Origin of the sequence: Mycobacterium sp. 050272 (assembly GCF_039023525.1) — a bacterium.
GTDB lineage: Bacteria > Actinomycetota > Actinomycetes > Mycobacteriales > Mycobacteriaceae > Mycobacterium.
Window position 1 is genome coordinate 122506 of record NZ_JBCHKV010000002.1, and the last position, 17808, is coordinate 140313.

At 67.7% G+C, this 17808-nt stretch carries 19 protein-coding genes; 6 read left to right on the forward strand and 13 right to left on the reverse strand.

Going from position 1 to position 17808, the window contains the following annotated elements:
• Nucleotides 1-69 precede the first annotated feature (69 nt).
• Nucleotides 70-402, forward strand: coding sequence for a hemophore-related protein (locus tag AAHS21_RS05315; RefSeq protein WP_090609537.1), 333 nt, complete (start codon nt 70-72; stop codon nt 400-402).
• Nucleotides 403-414: 12 nt separating this feature from the next.
• On the opposite strand, the gene AAHS21_RS05320 is transcribed toward AAHS21_RS05315, so the two are convergent.
• The 4 genes from AAHS21_RS05320 to mshB form a co-directional block, all read right to left on the reverse strand.
• Nucleotides 415-1179: a maleylpyruvate isomerase N-terminal domain-containing protein gene (locus AAHS21_RS05320; protein ID WP_342926671.1), complete on the reverse strand. Its 765-nt coding sequence runs from the start codon at nt 1177-1179 to the stop codon at nt 415-417.
• A gap of 40 nt (nt 1180-1219) precedes the next feature.
• Nucleotides 1220-3859 (reverse strand): bifunctional FO biosynthesis protein CofGH, encoded by a 2640-nt coding sequence (locus AAHS21_RS05325; protein ID WP_342927083.1) that lies wholly within the window; start codon nt 3857-3859, stop codon nt 1220-1222.
• Between the two features lie 61 nt (nt 3860-3920).
• The gene (locus tag AAHS21_RS05330) at nt 3921-4385 is read right to left on the reverse strand and encodes a hypothetical protein (RefSeq protein WP_342926672.1); all 465 of its coding nucleotides are present in this window, start codon (nt 4383-4385) and stop codon (nt 3921-3923) included.
• A gap of 92 nt (nt 4386-4477) precedes the next feature.
• Nucleotides 4478-5380, reverse strand: coding sequence for an N-acetyl-1-D-myo-inositol-2-amino-2-deoxy-alpha-D-glucopyranoside deacetylase (mshB, locus tag AAHS21_RS05335; protein ID WP_342926673.1), 903 nt, complete (start codon nt 5378-5380; stop codon nt 4478-4480).
• Nucleotides 5381-5462: 82 nt separating this feature from the next.
• Between mshB and AAHS21_RS05340 the strand changes: the two genes are divergently transcribed.
• Complete coding sequence (locus AAHS21_RS05340; RefSeq protein WP_342926674.1) at nt 5463-6080, forward strand: TetR/AcrR family transcriptional regulator; 618 nt, start codon at nt 5463-5465, stop codon at nt 6078-6080.
• Here the strand turns inward: AAHS21_RS05340 and AAHS21_RS05345 are convergent.
• From AAHS21_RS05345 to AAHS21_RS05370, 6 genes are all read right to left on the reverse strand, one after another.
• Nucleotides 6077-7951, reverse strand: coding sequence for an ABC transporter family substrate-binding protein (locus tag AAHS21_RS05345; protein WP_342926675.1), 1875 nt, complete (start codon nt 7949-7951; stop codon nt 6077-6079). The genes AAHS21_RS05340 and AAHS21_RS05345 overlap by 4 nt on opposite strands.
• A 61-nt stretch (nt 7952-8012) precedes the next feature.
• The gene (gene typA / locus AAHS21_RS05350) at nt 8013-9902 is read right to left on the reverse strand and encodes a translational GTPase TypA (RefSeq protein WP_342926676.1); all 1890 of its coding nucleotides are present in this window, start codon (nt 9900-9902) and stop codon (nt 8013-8015) included.
• A gap of 58 nt (nt 9903-9960) precedes the next feature.
• Nucleotides 9961-10353, reverse strand: a complete 393-nt coding sequence (locus tag AAHS21_RS05355; RefSeq protein WP_342926677.1) for a (deoxy)nucleoside triphosphate pyrophosphohydrolase — start codon at nt 10351-10353, stop codon at nt 9961-9963.
• Between the two features lie 6 nt (nt 10354-10359).
• On the reverse strand, nt 10360-11286 hold the full coding sequence (locus AAHS21_RS05360) for a TIGR03619 family F420-dependent LLM class oxidoreductase (protein WP_342926678.1): 927 nt from the start codon (nt 11284-11286) through the stop codon (nt 10360-10362).
• Between the two features lie 149 nt (nt 11287-11435).
• Nucleotides 11436-11633, reverse strand: coding sequence for a hypothetical protein (locus AAHS21_RS05365; RefSeq protein WP_342926679.1), 198 nt, complete (start codon nt 11631-11633; stop codon nt 11436-11438).
• 135 nt (nt 11634-11768) lie between these two features.
• Entirely contained in the window at nt 11769-12635 is an 867-nt protein-coding gene (locus tag AAHS21_RS05370) for a cyclopropane mycolic acid synthase family methyltransferase (RefSeq protein ID WP_342926680.1), read from the reverse strand.
• Nucleotides 12636-12798: 163 nt separating this feature from the next.
• Here AAHS21_RS05370 and AAHS21_RS05375 point away from each other — a divergent pair, with 163 nt between their 5' ends.
• The gene (locus AAHS21_RS05375; RefSeq protein WP_342926681.1) at nt 12799-13083 is read left to right on the forward strand and encodes a 4a-hydroxytetrahydrobiopterin dehydratase; all 285 of its coding nucleotides are present in this window, start codon (nt 12799-12801) and stop codon (nt 13081-13083) included.
• Here the strand turns inward: AAHS21_RS05375 and AAHS21_RS05380 are convergent.
• Nucleotides 13080-14399: a mannosyltransferase gene (locus AAHS21_RS05380; RefSeq protein WP_342927084.1), complete on the reverse strand. Its 1320-nt coding sequence runs from the start codon at nt 14397-14399 to the stop codon at nt 13080-13082. The two genes, AAHS21_RS05375 and AAHS21_RS05380, sit on opposite strands and share 4 nt — an antisense overlap.
• Before the next feature lie 188 nt (nt 14400-14587).
• Between AAHS21_RS05380 and AAHS21_RS05385 the strand changes: the two genes are divergently transcribed.
• Together AAHS21_RS05385 and AAHS21_RS05390 are read left to right on the forward strand one after the other, a co-directional pair.
• Nucleotides 14588-15268, forward strand: coding sequence for a hypothetical protein (locus AAHS21_RS05385; protein WP_342926682.1), 681 nt, complete (start codon nt 14588-14590; stop codon nt 15266-15268).
• Nucleotides 15269-15315: 47 nt separating this feature from the next.
• Nucleotides 15316-16416, forward strand: a complete 1101-nt coding sequence (locus AAHS21_RS05390; protein WP_342926683.1) for a hypothetical protein — start codon at nt 15316-15318, stop codon at nt 16414-16416.
• A 24-nt stretch (nt 16417-16440) separates the two neighbouring features.
• Here AAHS21_RS05390 and AAHS21_RS05395 read toward each other — a convergent pair whose 3' ends face one another.
• Both AAHS21_RS05395 and AAHS21_RS05400 read right to left on the reverse strand, forming a co-directional pair.
• On the reverse strand, nt 16441-16587 hold the full coding sequence (locus AAHS21_RS05395) for a DUF1059 domain-containing protein (protein ID WP_084163488.1): 147 nt from the start codon (nt 16585-16587) through the stop codon (nt 16441-16443).
• A gap of 28 nt (nt 16588-16615) precedes the next feature.
• On the reverse strand, nt 16616-17188 hold the full coding sequence (locus AAHS21_RS05400) for an HhH-GPD-type base excision DNA repair protein (RefSeq protein ID WP_342926684.1): 573 nt from the start codon (nt 17186-17188) through the stop codon (nt 16616-16618).
• A gap of 94 nt (nt 17189-17282) precedes the next feature.
• Between AAHS21_RS05400 and AAHS21_RS05405 the strand changes: the two genes are divergently transcribed.
• The gene (locus tag AAHS21_RS05405; RefSeq protein WP_342927085.1) at nt 17283-17786 is read left to right on the forward strand and encodes a nuclear transport factor 2 family protein; all 504 of its coding nucleotides are present in this window, start codon (nt 17283-17285) and stop codon (nt 17784-17786) included.
• Nucleotides 17787-17808: the final 22 nt, after the last annotated feature.

A 17808-nucleotide genomic window follows, 5' to 3' on the forward strand; every position in this document is an offset into this window, starting at 1 on the left:
GGCAGCCGCTAGGGCAGATCACTTAGCCGTCGTTGGCTTTCAGAGATCCGGGGAAGGTGTCCAAGCATGATGACGCTGTCGTTAAGCAAACTGGCAGCCGCGGTTGGTGGTGCGGCAGTGGCGCTCAGCGCCGCGGCGGGGGTTGCTTCGGCAGACCCCATGGATCCGATCATCAACACGACCTGCAACTACGGGCAGGTGATGGCCGCGCTCAACGCGAACGATCCGGCCACTGCCCAGGAATTGAACGCTTCGCCGTTCGCGCAGAACTACATCCGGCAGTTCCTGGCCTCCCCGCCGCCGAAGCGCCAGCAGATGGCTGCGCAGATTCAGGCGATGCCGGCCGCCGCGAAGTACTTCAACACGATCCAGCAGGTCGCGGTCGTCTGTAACAACTACTGAGCCGCAGTCGGCTCAGTAGCCGCTGAGCAGTAGCCGCAGTCGGCCCAGGGCTTCCGGGCCGACGCGGCTGCAGATCCGCGACGGATCGGCGGGGCGACGTCCCCACAGCAGCAATACCCGTGCGGCCGCATCGGTTTCCAGTGTGGCCGTCCCTTCGGGCGCGGCGAATCCAATCGTGGTGTGGTCGGTCCGGGCGTCGAGCAGGACGTCGTCGGTGTCGCCGACTCGCAACCGCGCCTCGATCCGCTCGCCCGCCGGTAGCTGCTTGACCCCCTTGGCCAGCAGCGGTCGACCCACCGCGAGGACGCTGTGCGTCGTCATCCACGGCTCGGCCAACCGGGCCTGCGCCGCGGGGTCGTCGCCGGTGATGTCCCAGCCGTGCAGGACCAGCTCTTCGCGCATGTGCTCGGCGAACCAGGGCACCTTCATCGTGCGTCCGGTCCAGGCGACGTCGGTGTCCGCATCAGCCTCCTCGGCCGTGGCGGCGACGTCGTTCAGGGTGGCCATCCGATCCAGCAGCGCGTCCCACAAGTCCGCGTCGTCGAGGTCGCGCAGTGGGCCCTCGCGCTCCTCGAAGCCCCGGGTGCCGACGGGTTCGCCGGCCAGATGCGCGCCCAGCACCCGGGCCAGTTCCTCGGCGTTGCCGGCTTGATGGATGACGATGTCACGCACGGTCCAGGCTTCACACCAGGTGCCGCTATCGGGCCGACGCTGCTGCACCGCATCGAGGAAGGGCTGCCACTCCGGAAATCGTTCGGCGTCGATGACTGGCTTCACGGCCTCGGGTATACCCCGGGCCACCGACAAGTACGCGCAACTAGGCGGCGAGCGGGCTGTAATCGGTGGTGCGCTGCCGCGCCGGACGGCCGATGCCGTGGGCGATCGCCCTCAGTTCGGCCACCGTCTTCGCCGAGCCGTGCTCGGAGCCGGCCATCCGCGAGATGGTCTCCTCCATCAGCGTGCCGCCCAGGTCGTTGGCGCCACCGTTGAGCATCACCTGGGTGTGCTCGGTGCCCAGCTTGACCCAGCTGGTCTGAATCTGAGAAATGCGGCCGTGCAACATGATTCGCGCCAACGCATGCACCGCTCGGTTGTCGCGATGGGTGGGCCCCGGACGGGCCGCGCCGGCCAGATACAGCGGCGAGCTCTGGTGCACGAACGGCAGCGGCACGAATTCGGTGAATCCGCCGGTGCGGTCCTGGATTTCGCGCAGCACGTTGAGATGGCCGACCCAGTGCCGGGGACTGTCGACGTGCCCGTACATCATCGTCGACGACGACCGCAGGCCCACCTCGTGCGCGGTGGACACTATGTCGATCCACATCGACGTGGGCAGCTTGCCCTTGGTGAGCACCCAGCGCACCTCGTCGTCGAGGATCTCCGCGGCGGTGCCGGGAATGGTGCCCAGCCCGGCCTCGCGCAGGCTGATCAGCCACTCGCGCACGCTCAGCCCGCTCTTGGTCACGCCGTTGGCGATCTCCATCGGAGAGAACGCATGCACGTGCATCGAGGGCACCCGGGCTTTGACGGCACGCACCAGGTCGGCGTAGCCGGTGACCGGCAGTTCGGGGTCGATCCCGCCCTGCATGCACACCTCGGTCGCGCCCTCGACGTGCGCCTCCCAGGCGCGATCTGCCACCTCGGCCGCCGACAGCGAATACGCGTCGGCGTCGCCCTTGCGCTGCGCGAAAGCACAGAACCGGCAACCGGTGTAGCAGATATTGGTGAAGTTGATGTTGCGGTTCACCACGAACGTCACGTCGTCACCGACGGTGTCGCGTCGCAACGAATCAGCCAGCGCGGCAACGGCTTCCAATGCCGGACCGTCGGCGGTGGCCAGCGACAGGTATTCGTCGTCGGAGCAGCCGGCGGGGTTGCGCTCGGCGGAGCGCAGCGCGGCCAGCACGTCGGTGTCGATGCGTTCGGGGGCGCGGGCGGCAAGCTCGTGCACGTGCGCACGAATCGATTCCCAGTCGCCGAAGGCGCTGTCAAGATCGCTGCGCGCCTCGGTGTTGCGGCCTTCGGTGTCGATCGCGGCGTTCAGATCGACCCGCCCGCTCGACTGCGCCTCGTCGGGTTCCTGCCAGGGCAGGCCGGTGGGGTTGACGTCGCGAGCCAGGCCGGTGGCCGGATCAGCCAGTGCCGCAACGTGCCCCTGCACTCGCGGGTCGATCCAGGCGGCACCGGCTTGGACGTATTTGGGTTGCGCGGTCAACCGCTGCACCAAGTCGAATCCCGCTTCGGCGGTCACCGCGGCCAGCTCATCCAGGGCGGGCCAGGGCCGTTCCGGGTTGACGTGGTCGGGCGTCAGCGGCGAAACCCCGCCCCAGTCGTCGACTCCCGCGGCGACCAGCGCCAGGCACTCCTTGCGGGACACCAGATTCGGCGGCGCCTGAATCCGCATGCCGGGCCCGAGCACCAGGCGGGCAACAGCGATCGTCGCCAGGTAGTCGTCGATTCCGGCATCGGGAACATCGGCCATCGCGGTGTGTTGCTTGGCCCGGAAGTTCTGCACGATCACTTCCTGCACGTGACCGAATTCCTTGTGCGACTTGCGAATCGCGTGCAGCGTATCGGCGCGTTCGGCCAGCGTCTCCCCGATGCCGACCAGCAGACCGGTGGTGAACGGAATCGACAACCGACCCGCATCGGTCAGCGTCCGCAGCCGCACCTGCGGGTCTTTGTCCGGGCTGCCGTAGTGCGCCAGCCCTTTCGTTTCGAAGAGCCGCCGCGACGTCGTCTCGAGCATCATGCCCATCGACGGCGCCACCGGCTTCAGCAACGACATCTCCGACCAGCTCATCACGCCCGGATTCAGGTGCGGCAGCAGCCCGGTTTCCTCCAGCACCCGGATCGCCATCGCGCGCACATACGACAGGGTCGAGTTGTAGCCGCGCTCGTCGAGCCATTCACGGGCCTGCGGCCAGCGGTCCTCCGGCCGGTCGCCAAGGGTGAATAATGCTTCCTTACAACCGAGTTCGGCGCCACGCCGGGCGATGTCGAGGATCTCGTCGGGCTCCAGATACATACCGATGCCCTGAGCGCGAAGCTTGCCGGGCACGGTGACGAACGTGCAGTAATGGCAGGTGTCCCGGCACAGATGAGTGACGGGGATGAACACTTTGCGCGAATACGTGATCGGCAGCCGACCTCCCGCGCCACGCCGGCCGGCCGACTCCAGACCCGCATCGCGCACCCGAGCCGCGCTGGCACACAAGTCGGCCAGGTCGGCACCGCGGGCGGTCATCGCCACGGCGGCCTCATCAACGTTGAGCGCGACACCGTCACGCGCCCGGCGCAACACACGCCGCAACGCGGACGCACTGGCCTTGGCAGGGGCCCGAGCCGGAATGACGGGATCAGGCAGAGCGGTGGGCTGCTCGCCCGGAGGCCTCGGTGTCACTGGCACCTTGGTGTAACTTCCCCACGATCGAATTTCATCCGCGTGTCCCAACATCTGAATTTCGGCAACCATAGCCGGTGCCATAAGCGCAACAGTAGCGCCAGGCCGGTACGCGTCAGCCGTAGTGGTAACTACGCCGCCACAACACCAGTACCGGCGGTGTCACCCCCAGCACGATCAGCAGTAGAGCGCCGTAAGCCATCAGCCCGCTACCTCCCAGAATGATGTCGTCGGCGGGACCGCCCATGCTGATCACCGCCACCGTCAGCAGCCATGTCCACAGCGGCAGTGCGGCCACCCGCGCCGAACGGGTCCAACGGCCGGCCGCCCAGACCAGGGCGGCGTTGACCAGACCACTGATCAGTCCGCTGATCGGAAACGGAATCGCGCCGATGTAGAAAGGCAGCAGCAGGGCCCCGGCTAGTGCGGATAGGACCCCATCGACGGCCAACAGCGCCAACACCACGACGCGAATAGCGGGGTCCGTCGCGCCGGCTTCCTCGACGGTCGCGGCGCGTGACTTGGTTTCGGTCAGGTCGGGACGCTGTCGATGTTGGACAGAACGGAGCCGATAACCCACTGCAAGCTGTCGAGCCGGTCCTGCCAGTGCTGCAGGTTAGGGTCCAGGTCGGGGTCCATGCGAATTCCTTCCGTGGCTGCCTGCTTGGCAGCCTACCGCGTCGCGGATCCGTCGAGATCCAGTCCGGCGAGCAGATCGGTCTCCCAGCCACGCTCGTCGCGGTCCCCGGCGGCCCCGGCGACCAGGACGTAGTGCTCTTCGCCGAGGATCGGCAGGGCCATGTTGTTCGACAGCGCGCAGGCCCGTCCGGTCGGACCGACGACCACCTGCGTGGCGTGCGCGGCGAGCGCGGCGACCTTGGCGGCCAACGCATCCGGCGGCGCCGCCACGACGGCGTCGATCGAATCGTCGGAGTATCCGAAGTCGAATTCCTCTCGGGGCGGTTTCGCCCACCCGGGCAGAAAGTCCTCGGGGCCCAGGTCGTCCCAGCCGGCCAGGAAGGCGTCGACGGCCAGCACCGTCCAGTAGAACTTCGGCACGTCCCAGGGCTCGCCGGAGTAATCGGCGCCGGCGGCCGCCGCGACCGCGGCCGTCGTCACGGTGTGGGCCCGGATGTGGTCGGGATGCCCGTATCCGCCGTTGGGGTCATAGGTGACCACGACGTGCGGGCGCAGCCGGCGAATGATCTCGACCAGCGCCCCGACGGCCTCGCGTTCGTCGGCGTCGATGAAGCGCTCACGGCGCCGCTTCTCGGTGCCCGCCATGCCGGAGTCGCGCCAACGTCCCGCGCCGCCGAGATAGATCGGTGCACCGATGCCGAGGGCCCGCAATGCCGCGGTGAGTTCGCCGATTCGGTAGCCGCCGAGTTGGTCGGCGCGATCGAACGCGAGCTCGGCCCAACGTTCCCCGATGACCTCGCCCTCCTCGCCCAGCGTGCAGGTCACGACGGTGACCTCGGCGCCGCGCGCGGCGTAGTGCGCGATCGTGGCGCCGTTGCTCAGGCTCTCGTCGTCGGGATGGGCGTGGACGAACAACAGCCGCGCAGTCTCAGGCATGGACGCACCCTACCCGCCGGTCTCGGTCGCCGTGTTGCCCCAGGACACACCAAATAGGAACGCCAACGGCTACTATCGAGAAATGCCGCAAGCCACCGAGATAGCGCGGACGGGCGTCCGCAGCCGCCGCCGCGGTGAGGTGCTCGAACGTGCGCTCTATGAGGCCACGCTGGCGGAATTGGCCGAGGTCGGCTACGGCGGGCTGACGATGGAAGGAATCGCCGCCCGCGCTCAGACCGGCAAGGCGGCGCTGTACCGGCGCTGGTGCAGCAAGCACGATCTGGTGCACGCCGCGCTGGTGTTCGCGCTGCCGCCGGTGCCCGAACCCCGCTCCGGCCGATCGCCCAGGGACGCCCTGCTGACGCTGTTCACCTCGCACCGTGACGTGCTGGCCGGCAAGACGGGGTTTCCCGGCCTGGACACCATCCATCAGCTGCTGCACGAACCCGAGATGCGGGCCATCTTCGCCGACGCCGTGGTGTGCCCGCGGCTACAGATTGTCGAATCGATCCTGCAAACCGCGATCGACGCCGGCGAACTCGATCCTGCCAACGTCACGTCGCTGACCGCACGCGTCGGACCGGCATTGATCAACCATCACTTCATGCTGACCGGCGTGCCCCCCAACCGGCGCGAGCTGGCGCTGATCGTCGACACCGTCATCCCGCCCCGGGCATCGGCGTCACCGACTGATCCCTAGGGCCCGGTTTTCACCCATTGCCCGGCGTCGCCGACGATGCCGACCGGCACGGCCCCGGAGAGGCTGACGTTCTGCACGCTCGGGCCCGCCCCGACGATCGTGGTGTCCTGCAGGATCGGCAACACCGTCGACATGTTCCATAGCCGCGGCTCCACCGCGGTGATCACGTCGTTGATGCTCTTGGTGCCGTCGAGCGCGGCGTCGATGTTGGACTGGATGCTGCGGTCGCAGATCCCGGTCAGGTTCGACGGCGCCTGCACCAGCGCGCCGGGATCGGGCGGACGACTCGCCGCCGTCGGCGCCGTGCTGGCCGGTGCCGCCGGTGAGGTCGAGGCGACGGGAGTGGTCGTCGGCGGCGTGGTCGCGGTCGGTACCGGCGTCGACTCCAAGGCGGGGCAGCCGTAGCGCGACGCCAGCAGCGTCGCCAGGTTTCCACCGGCCTGGTGCCACCCCACGATCGCGTCCACCTGGTTGTTGGTCAGCGCGTCGCGATACAGCGTCACCGGATCCAGCGCCGACACCGATGCGGCGATGCCGACGTTGCGCAATTGGTCGGCGGCGGTGTTGGCCACGGCCACCGAGGTCGGGTCGTTGGCCGCCACCCCGATGACCAGCGACAGCTGCTTGCCGTCCTTGCTGATCCGGCCGCGGATCACCTCCGGCGGCCCGGTGGTCGGCGGCGGGGTGGTCTCGGGGGCCGGCGCGCTGTTCTCCACCTGATACCCCGCCGCCGAAAACAACGCCAGCGCAGCCTGTTTGGTCATCGCGGGCGGCGCGGTCGGTACATAGCCGGGGTCACTGGGCGCCCGGATCTGAGCCTGGTCCAGCGAGATGGTGTTGTCGCTGCCGGCGCCCACGGCGGCGAGCAGATCGACGTCGAGCAATCCCAGAATCCCTTTGCGGACCTGGGTATCGGCCAGCTTGGGCTGGTTGGCACGCAGCGTGAGCTGCATGACGCGCGGGGTCATGATCCGGGCGGTCCGCACGTCGGGGATGGCCGACAGCTGGGCGAAGGACGCCGAGCCGCCGTGCACCTGGGCCACCTGAGTGTCACCGTTGCGCACCGAATCCGCCAGTGCCGCAGGCGCTCCGGCCCGCCGGAACTGGATCAGCGCGGGCTTGGCGGGCGCCCCCCAATAGCGGTCGTTTCGGGCGATCAGGATCTCGTCGCGCTGCGGGTCGATGTTCTCCACCCGGAACTGTCCGCCGGTGACCGTCAGCGACCGGACCAGTCCCGCGGCGAAACCGCCCGGCACGTCCTTGACGATGTGCGCCGGCAGCAGATCGTTGAACAATTCCTTCCAGGCCGGATACGGCTGGGCGAAGGTGACGACGGCCTGCTTGCCGCCCTCGAGCGACTGCACCCCGGTGATCAGGTCATAGCCCGCCGGATCGACCACCCCGGGTTGGGTGACCATTTGATGCCACAGGTACCAGAAGTCGTCGGCGCCGATCGGGGCGTTGTCGGTCCACTGCGCCTCGGGCCGGATCTTGTAGGTGACCGTGAACGGGTTCTGGCCGGTCACCTCGGCGGACACCAGCAGGGTCGGATCCAGCTCCCACCGCGAACCCGTGGGCGTGTTGGGGTCGGGCACCGGCCGGAACGCGCTCGGTAACACCAGCGCGCTGATCGCCGCGTTCACCGGAGACAGATCGGAGAGCAGATGCGGGTTGAATCCGGCGCCGATCGAGTCGATGCCCATGATGATCTGGGTGACCCGCTGCGGCGGCGGTGGTGTGTTGTGCGGCGTATCGGTGCTTTGCGGGGCCGGCGGCGGGCTGACGGTGCACGCCGCCAGCGTCAGTCCCATCAGTGCGAGCAGCACGGCGCCGATCAGCAAAACGTGGCGGGCCCGATGCAGCACGAGCATCAGGGTATCGACCGCCTGCCCGGCGGCTTGTCGACTCCTTCGGGCGAAGGACAACAACAAACTAGCCCCGAGCCTTCGCCCGCGCCTTGCTGCGCGCCCGCGAGGTGGCGTCCAGCTCGACCTTGCGCACCCGCACGATCTCCGGAGTCACCTCGACGCACTCGTCGGCCGCGCAGAACTCCATGGCCTGCTCCAGGTCGAGTTCCAGCGGACGGGCCAGCGTCTCGATGACGTCGGCCGTCGACGACCTCATGTTGGTCAGCTTCTTCTCCCGCGTGATGTTGATGTCGAGATCCTCCGCGCGCGGGTTGATTCCGACGACCATGCCCTCGTAGGTGTCCTGCCCGGGCTCGACGAAGAACTGGCCGCGGTCGGCGAGCTGGATCATCGCGAACGGCGTGATGACACCGGAGCGGTCCGAGACCAGCGAGCCGGTGTGGCGGGCCCGGATCTCGCCCGCCCACGGCCGATAGCCGTCGAACACCGCGTTGGCGATGCCGGTGCCGCGGGTGATGGTGAGGAATTCGGTGCGGAAGCCGATCAGGCCGCGGCTGGGCACGATGAAGTCCATCCGGACCCAGCCCGCCGCGTGGTTGGTCATCTCCTCCATGCGCCCCTTGCGGCCGGCCATCAACTGGGTGATGGCGCCGACGAATTCTTCGGGGCAGTCGATCGTCATCGCCTCGAACGGCTCGTGCAGCTTGCCGTCGATCGTCTGCGTGACCACCTGCGGCTTGCCGACGGTCAGCTCGAAACCCTCGCGGCGCATCTGCTCGACGAGCACCGCCAGCGCGAGCTCGCCGCGGCCCTGCACCTCCCACGCATCGGGCCGGTCGATCTCGACGACCTTGATGGAGACGTTGCCGACGAGTTCGGCGTCCAGGCGCGACTTCACCATGCGGGCGGTCAGCTTGTGACCCTTCACCTTGCCCGCCAGCGGTGAGGTGTTGGTGCCGACGGTCACCGAGATCGCCGGCTCGTCGACGGTGATGCGCGGCAGTGCGTGCGCGTGCTCGGGGTCGGCGAGGGTGTCACCGATCATGATCTCCGGAATGCCCGCGACAGCGACGATGTCGCCGGCGATCGCCTCGTCGGTGGGCGTGCGTTCCACACCCTCGGTCACCAGCAGCTCGGTGATCTTCGCGGTCGTGATCACCGGATGGCCGTCCACCTCGCGCATCCAGGCGACCTGCTGGCCCTTGCGGATGCGGCCCTTGTAGATGCGGATCAGGGCGAGCCGGCCGAGGAACGCCGACGCGTCGAGGTTGGTCACCAGCGCCTGCAGCGGCGCCTCGGGATCACCCTGCGGCGGCGGGATGTGCTCGAGCAGCACGTCGAACAGTGGATCGAGGTTGTCGCCCTCGGGGTTCTGTCCGTTGGACGGCTCTGTCGTGCTGGCGATGCCGGCTCGGCCCGAGGCGTACAGCGTCGGCAGGCCCAGCGCCTTCTCGGCGGCCTTCTGCGCTTCCTCGTCGAGGTCCGATGCGACGTCGAGCAGCAGGTCGTGGCTCTCCGAGACGACCTCGGAGATCCGGGCGTCCGGCCGGTCGGTCTTGTTGACGACCAGGATCACCGGCAAGTGGGCGGCCAGCGCCTTGCGCAGCACGAACCTGGTCTGCGGCAGGGGGCCCTCGGAGGCGTCGACCAGCAGCAGCACACCGTCGACCATCGAGAGCCCGCGTTCGACCTCACCGCCGAAGTCGGCGTGGCCCGGGGTGTCGATGACGTTGATGACGGTCGTCGATCCGTCCGGATGCTTGCGGTGCACGGCGGTGTTCTTGGCCAGGATCGTGATGCCCTTTTCCTTCTCGAGGTCCCCGGAGTCCATGAGGCGCTCGACCGCGTCATCGCCACGATGTGTCAGCGCGCCGGACTGGCGCAGCATCGCATCAACGAGAGTGGTCTTGCCGTGGTCGACGTGGGCGACGATGGCGACATTGCGGAATGGCACGTCGGTGATTCTGGCAGCGGTGGCCCATCAATGGCGAACCGAGCAGCTCATCCGCCGCTCAGAGGACGCTGGCCAGGTCCTGCAGCCATCCGCGATCGGCGGGCACCCAGTCGACGTCGGGCAACTCGGCTGCCGTCACCCAGCGCAGCGCCCGGTGGTCGTGCGGGTGCGGTTCGCCGCCAACCAGGCGCACCCGGTAGGCCCGCAACGTCATCGTGTCGTTCAGCGCAATGTCGGCGCCAAGGCGATCCCCCACCATCACGTCGGCAACCTCGAGGCCGAGTTCCTCGGCCAGTTCGCGGGCCAACGCCTGCGGCTCGGTCTCACCGGGGGCGACCTTGCCACCGGGAAGCTCCCAGCGGCCGGCCAATTCCGGTGGCCGGACGCGTTGCGCGACCAGCAGCGCGCAGCCACGGATGACGGCTCCGGCAACGACGATCTGGGTCGGCACGGCGGATCAGACTGCGCCGCGCACCGCTTCGACAAACGCGCGCAGATCGCGTTCGCCGTTCCCGAACCGCGCCGGCCACTGGATCAGCCTCAAGTCCGTGACGCCGGCCTTCGCAAGTGCGGCCGCGTCGGTGGCGACGGCGGCAAGATCGGGCCCCTCATCGGCGTTGGCCTTCACCCGAAGCGAGCCGGTGACGCCGAACCCGTGCGGATCACCGCCGGCACCTTCGACCGCCGCGCGCATCCGCCCGATCCCGTCGGCGAGGTCACGGGCATCCTGACCCCACGGAATCCAATACTTTCCGAACCGCGCGAGGCGGCGGGCGACGGCACGATTGACCGTCCCACTGACCCAGATCGGCACGCCGTCCGGCTGCAGCGGCTTGGGCATCTGATGGATCCGATCGAAGGTCAACTCCGGTGAGGCGTAGCTGACCTCGTTCTCCCGCCACAACCGCGTGCACACCTCGAGCGTCTGGTCCAGGATCGCCCCGCGCCTGTCGAAATCCACTCCGGCCACGTCGTATTCCTCGCGCTGCCAGCCGACACCCACCCCGAGATCGACGCGCCCGCCCGAAAGAACATCTAGTGTCGCAACGGTTTTCGCGAGAACCGCGGCGGGACGCAGCGCAGCCAGCAGGATGTTGGTGCCCAACCGAATGCGTTCGGTGCGTGCCGCGAGGTAGGTCAGCACGGTGAGCGGTTCCAGCCAGAGTCCGTCCGGCCCGGTGGGTTGGCGACCGCCGGCCGTTCCCCCCACGCCGGGATCCGCGTAGGCGTCCATGTTCATGCCGAACGCGATGTGTTCGGAGACCTGCACGCGATCGAATCCCGCGCTCTCCAGCACGCGCGCCCAGTCAGTCAGGTGCTCCCAGTTCGCCGGCTCCTCGGCGGAGAAGGAGGGTATTCCCATCGACAGCTGTATCGGGGCCATTGCGACAAGTTAACCGATCGATGCCGCCCGATCGCCGATCACGTCGACTGTTGGGCAATCAGCTATGCGGCGCGAGCCCTCGCCCCACCCGCGCAGTCGGTGGACCTCATCGGCGGTGGATGCCGAACCATGTTGGCCCACAATCGATGTCACGCCTTAGTGCGGTATAAGTCGAACAGGTCGGCGGTGATCAGTTTGGCGACCTCGTCGGCCCGCTCCTGGGTTTTATACGGGCCGCCGATCTCGATGAAGACGCTCCATCCGCCGTCCGCATCGGCGATGACTTTGACGGCGTCGGGTCGTTCGAGGTAGTCGCGGTGCAGCGCGATGAAATTCTCGGGCTTCATGCGGTCAGGGTAGGGCAGATCGGGGCGTATCAGCGTGCCGTTCATGCTCACGTACAGCAAAGTTCGTGTAGTAGACGGTTGCCTAGTCGCCGGGAACCGGCACGTTCCACGAACTCACATGTGTTGCAACCTGATTCACTTACGCAACGTGAATTGGTTGACGTCGATGTAGCCGTCCCGGAACGCGTCGGCGCATCCGGTCAGGTAACGCATATAGCGCTGATAGACCTCTTCGGATTGGATCCTGACCGCATCGTCATGGCGCCCGGCCAATGCGACGGCCCAATGGTCCAGCGTTCGGGCGTAGTGCAGTCGCAGCGACTGGCGGCGGGCCAGGTTGAATCCCATCTTCGAGGCGTGGAACTCCACCATCTCGATCGCGGGCAACTGGCCCCCCGGGAAGATCTCGCGGGCGATGAAGTCGTTGAAGTTGGTCTGCTCCTCGGTCATCGGCAGGCCGCGCTCCACGATCTGCTGTGCGGTCAGCATGGTGATCGTGTGCAGCAGCATCACCCCGTCGCCGGGCAGGGTGCGATAGGCCATCGCGAAGAAATCGTCATAGCGGTCGTAACCGAAGTGCTCGAACGCACCGATGGAGACGATCCGGTCGGCGGACTCGTCGAATTGTTCCCAGCCCTGCAACAGCACCCGCCTACTGCGTGGGGTGTTCATCGCGTCGAACGACTTCTGGACGTGGGCGGCCTGGTGTTCGGACAACGTCAGGCCGACGACGTTCACGTCGTACTTCTCGATCGCTCGGCGCGACGTTGCTCCCCAGCCGCACCCGACGTCCAAGAGCGTCATCCCGGGCCGCAGCCCCAGCTTGCCCAGCGACAAGTCCATCTTGCGGATCTGGGCCTCTTCCAGCGTGATGGGCTGCAGGCGATCGAAGTAGGCGCAGCTGTAGGTCATCGTGGGATCGAGGAACAGCCGGAAGAAGTCGTCCGACAAGTCGTAATGCGCCTGGACGTCTTCGAAGTGCGGTGTCAGATTTTCCGTCATGGCGGCCACGTCCCTCCCTGAGCCCCGGGCCATTACCTGCTTGACGAAGTGGCCGCTGCGGCGGTTCAACACCGACTTCCCCGAAATCGCGAACTCAAACGACCGGAGCCATGGCGTAACGTGGCAACTGGCAAGGTTTTTCGCGTAGAAAGGTTTGCTGGCCATGGCCGTACTGACGGATGAACAAGTGGATGCCGCACTGGCCGACCTCGACGGTTGGGAACGTGCGGATGGAGCACTGCGCCGCTCGATCAAGTTTGCAAGCTTCCTGGACGGCATCGACGCGGTGCGCCGGGTCGGCGAGCACGCCGAAAGCAAGGACCATCACCCGGATATCGACATCCGTTGGCGGACAGTGACTTTCGCACTTGTCACGCATTCTGAAGGCGGAATCACCAAAAACGACGTCGAGATGGCACGCGATATCAACGGGATCGTCGGGAGCTAGCCCAGCGACGGCGCCGCCCGTGATCGCGACCGCCGGGCCGGCGCCGAATCAGAGCGGCCGGCTCGTTTGCCAGACGTGGCGATGACAACCAGGGTTGCCACTGCGGCCACCGTGTACGCCAGCCCGGCCCACGCGAAGTACCAGGGCCGGCTGATCTCCCAGATGTTCGGCTGAGCGAACAACAACAACCACGGCACGCCGACGATGGTCAGCGCCAACCAGCCCCAGCCCGCGACCCGCATTGCGGGTCGCTCGCGGCTGGGTCCGTGAATCAGCCAGATCATCAGCGGCACCAGCCACACCCAATGATGGGTCCACGAAATGGGTGACATCAGCAACGCAAATATCTCGACCACCAGCAACTTGCCGAGCCGATCAGAGGAGTCCACGGCGCGCCATGCCAGGATGGCCAGTACCGCCGTCACGGCGACGGCGATCAAGACCGGCGGACCGAAGCCGGCGTCGTGACCCAGGATCCGGGAGATGGCGCCGCGCCACGACTGATTGATCGAGGTCGCGATCGGCCCGACCCGGTGGGCGTCGCCGAGCAGATCGGTGAAGTAGTAGCGAGTCTGATCGCCGACGATCAACACCGACAGCGCGATGGTGCCCAAGAACACGACCGCCGAAAACGCGGCTGCGGCGAATCGCCGGACGCCGACCAAATAAACACCGGCGATCGCCGGGGTCAATTTGATCCCCGCCGCCACGCCGACCAACAGTCCGGATAGCCACCAGCGCGACGTGTAGACCGCGCAGAGCACCGCGAGCATCAGAAAGACATTGATCTGCCCGTAGTCGAAGTTGTTGCGCAGCGGCTCAATCCAGATCGTGATCGCGGTCCACGCCATCGCGACACGCCGGCCGCTGCCGGGCGGCACGCCGAGTAGTCGCTGGCTGATTCGGACCGAGGCGTACAGCGCGGCCATCGTCGCGACCAGCCACAGAAAGCCGGCCAGGCCAAACGGCAACAGGTGCAACGGGTAGAACATGATCGCGGCGAACGGCGGATACGTGAACGGCAACGGGAAGTCCGGCGTGTACTCGCTGTAGACGAAGTCGTACAGGGTGCCGGGGTGCTCGAGCGCGGCCGCACCGCCGAGGTAGACGTGCAGGTCGACGAAGTTCGCGCCGTTGCGCGTCAGGTACGTCAAGGCGAGTCGTGCGGCGATGCTCACGACCAGTAGCAGCGGCGCGGCGGAGCTGATCACACTCGCCATCCGCCGGGAGATGGGTGCCGCCCGGGCGGCCACAGTGGTGTCTACCCGCCTGACTTTAGCGACCGCGGCGGACGCTGTGGTGTTGTCCGTCGTCACCGCCGCCGCGCGCCCAGCCGCGGACTTTGCCGGCGATCCGCAGTTCGCGGGCCGTGCCCCCAACCGTCTGGTCACCGCCATCACTCGTATCGATAACGATCAAATAAATGCCACACGTGTCACTTGAGTCCCACCAGCATCAAAGTAGCTTCGGCTCCGTCACCTGTTGTCGATCCCTTGGGGGAGCAATGCCAAGCATCTGGACTTACGTGAAAGCCGCCGCCGTTGTCGTCGGTTCGTCCGCCGCCCTACTCACGGGCGGTATCGCCCACGCCGACCCGGCGCCGGTTCCCGACCCCGGCCTGCAGAACATCCCGCAGCAGTTGATCGCTTCGGCGGCCAACGCTCCGCAGATTCTGCAGAACCTCGCCACCGCTCTCGGTGCGCAGCCGCCGCAGGCTCCGCCCCAGCCCGGTATCACCTTTCCGGGCCTGAGCTCGGCCGCTCAGGCGCCCGCGGCGTCCGCTCCGGCGGGTGTCCCGTCGATTCCGGGACTCACCCCCGCCGCGACCGCCCCCACGGCGGCCAGCCCGACGGTTCCCGGCCTCGGCTCGCTTCCGGGATTGGGCCAGACCACACCGGCGGCGCCTGCCGCGCCGGCGGGTTCCGGTATCCCCGGGCTGAGCTCGATCCCGGGCCTGACGTCACCGGCGGCGCCCGCCGCCGCACCGGCGTCGGCACCCCAGGTGGCGAATGTGAACATGCCGGCGCTGCCCGGCCTGCCGCTGAACGTGCCGCCGAAGCTGTCGCTTCCGGGCGACCTGACGTCGCTTGCCGCAGGCGCCGTCCCGGGGACGGCGGCCGCGCCGGCGGCCGCAGCCGCACCGGCGGCTACCCCGCTGTCGCCGCTGCTCTCGGCCATTCCCTGAGCAGTTCGTCAAGCAGCTAATCCACTACCGAAGGACCGGAGGACATCGTGGCAAGCAGTTGGAATCTGTCCAGAGGTTTGGCCGCGGTCGTGACGGCATCGGTTGCCGCGTTCGGGCTCTGCCCGAGCGCGGCAGCCGATCCGGCGGCACCGCAGCCGACACCGCAACAAAGCGCGACCCAGGGCCTGCCCGGCCTGCCTGCGCTGTCGCAGCTGAGCCCGATCATTCAGCAGGCCGCGACCGACCCCGGCCAGGCCACGCAGCTGCTGATGGCCGCGGCACAGGCGTTCACCCATAACCCGTCGGCGCCCGGCGAATCCAAGAACGTGGCCGCGTCGGTGAATCAATTCGTTCAGGAGCCGGGTGCCCCGGTTCCCGGTGCGCCGGCTCCGGCGCCCATCGCCGCCCCGTCCGAGCATGTACCCGGTGCCGGCATCGTGCCGGGCACTCAGGCTCATCTGCCGACCGGCATCGACCCGGTCCACGCCGCGGGCCCGGCCCCGGCGGCGGCTCCCCCCGCCGGTACGCCGCACGCTCCGGTACCTGGCGCCGCTCCCGGTCCGGCCCCCGCGGCCGCTCCCGGTCCGGCCCCCGCGGCCGCGCCCGCGCCGGGCCCCGCACCCGCTCCAGCCGCGGCACCGGCTCCGGCTCCCTCGGCCGCTGCCACACCTGCACCCGCACCCGCGCCGGCCCCGGGCGCTGCCCCGGCGGCCGCGACGGCTCCGGGTTTCGGTCCTGACGCACCGGTCACGCAGGACTTCATGTATCCCTCGGTCGGCAGCAACTGCCTCGCCGACGGCAGCAGCGCACTGGCGACCGCGCTGTCGGTGGCCGGGCCGGCCCCGATCCCGACGCCCGGCCCCAAGCCAGGCCAGACCGCCTACGTGTTCACCGCGGTCGGCACGCCCGGACCCGCCGAAGTGCAGAAGCTACCGCTGAACGTCACCTGGGTGAACCTGACGACGGGCAAGTCGGGCACCGTGACCCTCACGCCCCGCACCGACATCAATCCCGAGGGACCGACGACATTGACCGCGATCGCCGACACCGGTTCGGGCAGCATCATGTCGACGATCTTCGGTCAGGTCACGACCAAAGAAAAGCAGTGCCAGTTCCTGCCCACCATCGGCTCAACCGTGGTGCCCTGACACCAACCATGAGCGCGGGGTTGGCTAATACGCCATGAACAGGATGGCGTCGCGGTCGTACTCCAGTCCCGGATGAACGCTGGACAGGTGAGCCTGGGTCAGCTCGACCAGCTCATCCTCATCCTTGCCGACGATGGCTTCTCCGCACGGACACGTCAGGTGTGTCTTCACGTTGCCGCCCTTCCCTTCTGGTGACCTACTACTTAGCCGCCTTGGCTGCCGCTTTCATCTGCTTCTTGTACGCGCGCACTTTCCCCATCGACTGGTCGTCGACGATGTCGGCGACGGAGATGTGCGTGCCGGCCTTGCCGAACTGCCCGGCCGCGGTGCGCCAGCCCTTCGCGGTGACGCCGTATTGCTTGCCCAGCAGCGCCAGGAAGATCTGCGCCTTGACCTCGCCGAAACCGGGCAGCCCCTTGATGCGCCGCAGCAGCTCGTCGCCGTCGGGATCGCCGGCGGTCCACAAGCCCGCGGCGTCGCCGTCGTAGCGGTCCACGACGATCTGGGCCAGGGTCTGGATGCGCTTGGCCATCGATCCCGGAAACCGGTGTATCGCAGGCTTTTCCGAGCACAACGCGGCGAACTTGTCGGGGTCGTAGTCGGCGATCTCGGAGGCGCTGAAGCTGCCCATCCGGTCCGCGATCTTCTTCGGTCCCGCGAAAGCGGTCTCGAACGTGACCTGCTGGTCCAGCACCATCCCGACGAGCAGGGCCAGCGGGTCGCTGGCCAGCAGCGCGTCGGCCTCAGGATCCTGCGCGAGGCAAAGTTTCACAGTCGACAGACTACCCACCAGAAAGGCGCCGGCGACCAGCGCATTACCACCGAGTTATCGTGGCGAGGTGGTGGATGAAGCCAAACTGGCCCTGATGGTTGCCCGCGACGAACTGCATCAGCTCGTCACCGCCTATTGCCGGGCCGTCGACCGCGCGGACTACGACGCGCTCCGGGATCTCTACCACCCGGACGCGACGGATTCGCACGGCTCGTTCTCGTCGGGCGGCGTCGAACCGTTCATCGCACAATTGCAGGCGGCCCAGGCGTATGTGCGTGTCTCCCAACACAACATCACCACCACAAACTTCGTGGTCGACGGCGACGGGGCCCGTGGCGAGATCTACTGTCTGGTGTTTCACACCTTCGCCGGTCCCGAACACGACATCGACGTGATCATCGGCGGCCGGTACCTGGACACCTATATCCGCCACGACGGCCGCTGGAAGTTCTTCCAACGCACCATCGTGGCGGATTGGGCCTATCAAAACGACCCGTCCCAAGTCGACTTCAGCCATCCCAGCACCCGCGGCAGCATGCGCGGCAAGCCAGGCAAGGCCGACCCGTCCATCGGACTCTTCGCCCCGCCCCGAGGCTGAGCTAAAGCGCTGTCCGCCAACA